Source organism: Streptomyces sp. M41 (assembly GCF_043673425.1).
Classification (GTDB): Bacteria; Actinomycetota; Actinomycetes; order Streptomycetales; family Streptomycetaceae; genus Streptomyces.
Window position 1 is genome coordinate 197,997 of the sequence record NZ_JBIMKE010000011.1, and the last position, 6,341, is coordinate 204,337.

The 6,341-nt window shown below is 69.9% G+C and carries 6 protein-coding genes and 1 pseudogene; 5 read left to right on the top strand and 2 right to left on the bottom strand.

Translation table 11 applies throughout. From position 1 onward, the window contains the following. The first annotated feature begins 13 nt into the window (after positions 1–13). The 5 genes from ACHBTE_RS17005 to ACHBTE_RS17025 all read left to right on the top strand — a co-directional run bounded on the left by ACHBTE_RS17005 (position 14) and on the right by ACHBTE_RS17025 (position 3,975). Entirely contained in the window at positions 14–163 is a 150-nt protein-coding gene (locus tag ACHBTE_RS17005; RefSeq protein WP_394724709.1) for a hypothetical protein, read from the top strand. A gap of 117 nt (positions 164–280) precedes the next feature. Continuing rightward, positions 281–1,060 (top strand): HAD-IIA family hydrolase, encoded by a 780-nt coding sequence (locus ACHBTE_RS17010; protein WP_394724710.1) that lies wholly within the window; start codon positions 281–283, stop codon positions 1,058–1,060. 104 nt (positions 1,061–1,164) lie between these two features. Beyond that, positions 1,165–1,725: a hypothetical protein gene (locus tag ACHBTE_RS17015; RefSeq protein ID WP_394724711.1), complete on the top strand. Its 561-nt coding sequence runs from the start codon at positions 1,165–1,167 to the stop codon at positions 1,723–1,725. Between the two features lie 2 nt (positions 1,726–1,727). After that, complete coding sequence (locus ACHBTE_RS17020; protein ID WP_394724713.1) at positions 1,728–2,393, top strand: class F sortase; 666 nt, start codon at positions 1,728–1,730, stop codon at positions 2,391–2,393. Positions 2,394–2,946: 553 nt separating this feature from the next. Then, entirely contained in the window at positions 2,947–3,975 is a 1,029-nt protein-coding gene (locus tag ACHBTE_RS17025) for a glycoside hydrolase family 6 protein (RefSeq protein WP_394724714.1), read from the top strand. 106 nt (positions 3,976–4,081) lie between these two features. Here ACHBTE_RS17025 and ACHBTE_RS17030 read toward each other — a convergent pair whose 3' ends face one another. Further along, entirely contained in the window at positions 4,082–6,019 is a 1,938-nt protein-coding gene (locus ACHBTE_RS17030) for a galactose oxidase-like domain-containing protein (protein WP_394724715.1), read from the bottom strand. Beyond that, a pseudogene (locus ACHBTE_RS17035) lies at positions 6,016–6,341 on the bottom strand (glycosyl transferase); the annotation flags it as partial. The pseudogene ACHBTE_RS17035 and the gene ACHBTE_RS17030, both read right to left, overlap by 4 nt.

Consider the following 6,341-nt stretch of genomic DNA (forward strand, 5'->3'; position numbering starts at 1 on the left):
GAGCGTTGCCGTCGTGAGAGTGGAACGCGGCCATGAGGTCGTGCAGATCGAGCGCGAGGCGGAGGCTCGCGGCGCCTCGTTGCGCAACTTCGGACAGATCTGGGTGAGCGGACCCGCGGGCGGCGAGGAACTCACGACCGCGCTGCGGGCCCGGGAGCTGTGAGTACCGGGTGATCGACGGGGTCAGGATCAGCCACTCCTGATTACGCTGGGGGCGTCGGTACGCCGTGGTTCCGGCGCCCCCTCCCATCCGTACGCAGGCCAGGAGAGTCACAGCAACATGGCAGACCGCAAGCCCATAGAGTCATGGCTCACCGACATGGACGGTGTCCTCATCCACGAGGGCGTACCGATCCCCGGCGCCGACGCCTTCATCAAGAAGCTGCGTGATTCCGGCAAGCCCTTCCTCGTCCTCACCAACAACTCGATCTACACCCCACGCGACCTGCACGCCCGGCTGAACCGCATGGGCCTGGAAGTGCCGATCGAGAACATCTGGACCTCGGCGCTGGCCACCGCCCAGTTCCTCGACGACCAGCGCCCCGGCGGCTCGGCGTACGTCATCGGCGAGGCGGGCCTGACCACCGCGCTGCACGACATCGGCTACATCCTCACCGACCACGACCCCGACTACGTCGTCCTCGGCGAGACCCGCACCTACTCCTTCGAGTCCATGACCAAGGCGGTCCGGCTGATCAACGCCGGAGCCCGCTTCATCTGCACCAACCCCGACGAGACGGGCCCCTCGACCGAGGGCCCGCTGCCCGCGACCGGCGCGGTCGCCGCGCTGATCACCAAGGCGACCGGCAAGCAGCCGTACTTCGCGGGCAAGCCCAACCCGCTGATGATGCGCACCGGCCTGAACGCCATCGGCGCCCACTCCGAGACCAGCGCCATGATCGGCGACCGGATGGACACCGACGTGCTCGCCGGCATGGAGGCCGGGATGCAGACGTTCCTCGTGCTCACCGGCCTGACCCGGCCCGAGCAGGTGGAGAACTTCCCGTACCGGCCGTCCAAGGTCGTCGACTCGATCGCGGACCTGGTCGACCGCATCTGAAACCCGGTACACCCGGGATTCGACCCGTACGGACCAAAGCGGGCCCCGTTGAGGATGCGGGGCCCGTGCTCCGGGGGCAGCCTCCAGATATCTGGAGGTTCACGATGGGATCACTGCGCGTCACTCTCTGCGCGATCGCCGCCCTCGGGGCGGTCGCCGTCAGCCCGGCGGCACACGCGACGGACGGGGGCGTCTCGGTCAGCCCGTCGTCCCCGCGCGCCGGCAGCGACATCGCGCTGCGGGTGAGCGGCTGCCCGGGCAGGACGGCCAGGGCCGTCTCCACGGCGTTCGTCGCCGACGCACGCCTCACCGCCGGCACGGACGGCACCCTCGGCGGGGAGAGCCGGGTCCGTTCCACGCTCGAGGCCGGTACCTACGACGTGAAGGTCGCCTGCGGCGAGCGGACCCGCACGGGCACCGTCAGCGTGGGCGAGCGGGAGGCGGGCCCGTCCGCCCCGCAGCCGCACGGCGCACAGCCGTCGACCCCTGCCTCCCCCACGGCCCCGGTGCGGGCCGGCGGCGGAGGCGCCGAACGCCTCGCCATGGTCGACGCCCGCGAAGCCGGCCCCGGCACCGCGCACACCGTGACCGGGCTCGTTCTCGCCGGTGTCGCCGCCACCGCGGTGGCGCTGCGCAGCGCCCGCCGGAGCCGACGGCCCCGCTGACGATGGACGAGCACCACCGCCCCGCATACCGCGCCCGCCTGCTGATGGGGGTGGCCTGGGTCGTACTGCTGCTCGGGCTGTGGCTGTGGGGGCAGGAGGTCACGGCCGTACGGCTGAACATATCGGCGCCGGTATCGGGCGACGTCGCCGCGGTCGGCCGGCCCCAGCAGGTCCGGCTGCCGTCCTCCGTACGCCCGTTGGGGGACGCGCTGCCACAGCGCCTGGACATCCCGGCACTCGGTGTGCAGGCACCGGTGGTGGCCCGCGGGCTCGATCCGCGAGGTGCGATCGATCCGCCGCCCTTCGAGCGGGCCGGAGCAGTGGGCTGGTACGCGGCCGGTGTGCGCCCGGGCGCCCCCGGGGCCGCGCTGCTCGTGGGGCACGCCGACACCGAGACCGGCCCCGCCGTCTTCCACCGGCTCGCGGCGCTGACGCCGGGCGCGCTCGTGCGGGTGCTCCGTGACGACGGGAAGCTCGCAGAGTTCACCGTGGAACACGTCCAGGTCGTCGACCGCGCCCGCTTCGACGCCCGCCAGGCCTACGGCCCCCACCGCGCGGGGCGGGCCGAGCTGCGCCTGCTCACCTGCGGCGGCACCTTCGACCGGGCCGCCGGCACCTACACGGCGAACGTGATCGTGTCGGCGTACCTGACGGGCACGGGTCTGTAGGCCGCGAACGGCAGGCCGTCCGTCCGGGCGGCGTCGCGCACCTGGCCCGGCCGGCGACCCGCTCCCCCTCGGAGCCGCCGACCGGGCGGTCCTCAACCGCGCGCGCACGGGCTGCGGGAGTAACCCGGCGACCTGCGCGGGAGGTCTTGGTACGACCAGCGGGAGGGTGTCCGACCGGGGCTGGGGCCGTCCGCAGAGGACTTTAGAGCGGAAGAGAGCCGGGGCCTAGAGGTCGGTCGTCAGGGGGTGCCGCGCGGCGGCGGACGGCGTCGTACGCAGCCCTCGCCGTCCGTCGGTCCCGCCTCCGGGCGCAGGGCGGCGTCGCCCACGAGCCGATCGAGGACCGCGTCTGCGACCGGATCTCCCGAGCGGACCGGTGCCTGCCGCACACATCCCTGCCCCGCCCAGGCTCCCTGCGGGCATGCGCCTGCCTGGTCATTCCAGCCGCGCCCCTGGTTGTAACAGCTCCCCGACAACACTCGGCGACCTCGTTCGCCCCACGACACGTATGTCAGGATTGAGTCTTGGAACAGCGCACCCAGGGGGGAGTTGGATGTACCTGAAGAGGGGGGCCTCGCGGGGCGCTCGTGTACGGACGTGTGCCGCGGTGCTGGGGGTGGCACTGCTGGTCGCGGGTTGCTCGTCCGGGGACGGCGACGAGCCGGAGGACAACGCCGGCGCCGGGATAGGTCAACAGCCCAAGGCCGTGGACCCGTTCTGGGTGAACCCGGACGGGAACGCGGCCCAGCAGCTGGTGACCTACCAGAAGGCCGGCAAGAAGGAGGACGCCGAGCAGATCCGCAAGATCGCGGAGCAGCCGACGGGTGAGTGGATCAGCCCGGACAGCCCCGAGGAACAGGCGCGCGGCTTCACCGAGGCCGCCGACAAGGCGGGCCGTACGGCGCTGCTGGTGCTGTACAACATCCCGCACCGCGACTGCGGTCAGTTCTCCGAGGGCGGCGCCGCCGACGGCAACGCCTACCGGGCGTTCGTCGACAGCGTCGCCAAGGGCATCGGCGACCGTGAGGCGACGGTGATCCTGGAGCCGGACGCGGTGCTGCACATGGTGGACAACTGCACGGCGGGGGAGTACCACGAGGAGCGCTACGACCTCCTCAGCGGTGCCGTCGCCAAGCTCAAGTCCCTGCAGAACACCAAGGTCTACCTGGACGCGGGCAACGCCGGCTGGGGCCACCCCGACCAGATCTTCGAGCCTCTGAAGCGGGCGGGTATCGACAAGGCCGACGGCTTCTCGGTCAACGTCTCCAACTTCTACACGACCAAGGACTCGATCGCGTACGGCAAGGAGCTCTCCGCCAAGGTGGGCGACAAACCCTTCGTGATCGACACCAGCCGCAACGGCAACGGCCCCTACACCGAGGGCAACCCGGACGAGCGCTGGTGCAACCCGCCGGGCCGCGCGCTCGGTGAGACGCCGACCACCAAGACGGCCGACCCGCTGGTCGACGCCTACGTCTGGGTCAAGCGGCCGGGCGAGTCGGACGGCGAGTGCAAGGGCGGGCCGAAGGCGGGCCAGTGGTGGGCGCAGTACGCCCTGGGCCTCGCCAAGGCCAGCAAGTAGCCCGAAGGCCCGGCAAAGGGGCCGTATGACACCTGGGGGCGCCCTCCGTCACGGAGGGCGCCCCCAAGTACGTGTGCGCCAGTAGGCGTTCGCCGGTACGTGCTCGCTACGGGACCCTGACCCACTGGGCCTTGCTGGGCGTGCCCTGGTCGTCGGTCACGAACAGCATGTACCAGCCCGACGGAACCAGGTTCCGGTTCTTCGGCATCGTCACCGTGATCTTGTCGCCGGACTTCTCGAAGTCCAGCTTCACCGACCGCTGGTCCACGTCCGTCACATGCGTGGACGCGCTCGGCCGGATCAGCCGTACGTTCTCGACGGACGAGGCGTGCCGCGAGGCGAACGTGCCCGTCCCGCCGCGCTTGATGGTCTGCGGCCCGCCCGACAGCGACGGCTGCGCGTCCCCGTAGAGATACGGCGGTGTGTAGATCTCGATCCGCTGCTCGAACTTGCCCGGCTTGGTGTTGGCCTTGTCGGCGTACAGCGAGTCCGAGCCGAAGAACATCACCCGGCCGTCGGGCAGCAGGATCGACCCGGAGTGGTAGTTGCGCCCCACCAGTGGGTCGGCGACCCGGTCGAGTTCCTTCGCGCCCGGCCGGTAGAGGTGCGCCTGGAGGATGTTGGAGTCCCCGCGGCCCCGGTAGTCCTCGGAACCGCCCGACACCAGCACGCTGTCGTCCGGCAGCACCGACGCCTGCGGATAGCGGGTGCCCTTCTCCAGCGACGGCCCGTCCACGAACCTCGGGTCGTCGTCCTTCAGGTCGATGAGCCGGGTCTTCTCGCTGGACTCCCTGGACTCGCCGACGCCACCGCCGCCGATCACCATGTACTTCTCGTCCTGCGCCGGCGGCAGCAGCACCGTGCCCGAGGTCTCCATCAGCTTGGCGTCGCTCAGGCCGGGCAGCTTGGTGAACTTGTTGGTCTCCACGTCCCAGATGCCCGGATCGCGGCCCACGTCGTCAGGGCCGTAGCCCGCGTTGGAACCCGAGTAGAAGATCTTGCCGTTCTCCAGCGGGAACAGCGCGGGGTACGTCGGGAACTGCCGGATCTTCTCCAGGTACGTCCACTTCTTGGTCTTCGGGTCGTACACCTCGTTCTTGCCCGGCACCAGCTGGCCGATGTCGTCGAGGCCGGAGACGCTGAGGATCTTTCCGTTGCTCAGGGTGGTGAGCGTCGGATACCAGCGGGCCTCGTGCATCGGGTCGACCTTGATGTACTTCTCGGCGACCGGGTCGAACTCATAGGCGTCGCGGATGCCCTGGAAGTCCTTCTTGTCGAGTGCGAGCTTCTGCGCGATGCCGTAGGTGTTGCGGGCGTCGGCGCCGGTCAGGCCCTGGACGCGGTAGTTGTCCTGGGTGCCGGTCTCGTACTTGGCACCCTTCTTCTGCGCCTCGACATAGATCCGGCCGAGACCGGGGTCGTTGCGCAGGAACTCGCCGGTCGCCTTGTCGAAGACCTTCTTCGCGCGTGGCACGAGCACCGGGTCCTTGGAGACGAACGTCTTGCCGTTCTCCTTGCCGGTGAACTTGGTGCCGGCGGGCAGCGTGATCGGCTCGTCCGGGTTCTCGTTGTGGACGATCATCAGGCCGCCGGCCTTGGTGACGTCACCCTTGAGCTTCTCGTACCGCTTGGTGCCGCCCGCGATCAGCAGGTTGCCGTTGGCCAGCTGGGTGTGGCCGGTGCAGAACAGGTCGTTCGGCGTCGGCACCTTCTTGATGGTGCCCTTGACGGGGTCCCAGATGCGGGTGTCGTACTGCTTGGCGTCGAAGTTGTCCTGGTTGTTGCCGGAACCCGCGATCAGCAGCACCTTGCCGGTGTGCAGCAGGGCCGCGTGAATGGTGTTCTGGCGGTATTCCTCGGGGAACTCGACGATCTCCCACTTGCCGTTCTCGGCTTTGTACTCGGGTCTGTTGATCTGGTACTCGTGATACTTCTCGGTACCGACCCGGTACAGCCACGGCCCGTTCATCCCGGCCAGCGCGAGTACCACCGCCGTACCTATCGCGAGTCGACGGGCGCGGCGGCGGCCTGCACGGTCGTTCATTCCTTACGTCCCCCAAGTCCACCAAGGGCGATTTGCATGGTCTGGTCGGTGCCGCTGCCGGAGGCGGCCCAACTCGGTTTGTGGTGCGGGGCGTGGGACGCGTTGTGTGCGGGCAGCGGTTGCGGCTGATACTGCCCCACCGGCCCGGACTGTCCCGTCGGCCCCGCCTGCGGCACCGCTTCCTGCGGCCCGGTGTTGCCCGGCACCGGCGCAGCGGGCCTCTTCTTGTCCTGCCGCAGCATGTAGCGCCAGGCGAAGATCGGTGTCGCGGTGATCAGCATGGCGAAGGTCGCCCAGATGATCATCGCGGGGTGTGCGTGGC

Bases quoted from the DNA above. Each gene is read 5' to 3' on its own strand.
- ACHBTE_RS17015 (WP_394724711.1), top strand. From the start codon at position 1,165: ATGGGATCACTGCGCGTCACTCTCTGCGCGATCGCCGCCCTCGGGGCG.
- ACHBTE_RS17025 (WP_394724714.1), top strand. From the start codon at position 2,947: ATGTACCTGAAGAGGGGGGCCTCGCGGGGCGCTCGTGTACGGACGTGT.
- ACHBTE_RS17020 (WP_394724713.1), top strand. From the start codon at position 1,728: ATGGACGAGCACCACCGCCCCGCATACCGCGCCCGCCTGCTGATGGGG.
- ACHBTE_RS17030 (WP_394724715.1), bottom strand. From the start codon at position 6,019: ATGAACGACCGTGCAGGCCGCCGCCGCGCCCGTCGACTCGCGATAGGT.
- ACHBTE_RS17010 (WP_394724710.1), top strand. From the start codon at position 281: ATGGCAGACCGCAAGCCCATAGAGTCATGGCTCACCGACATGGACGGT.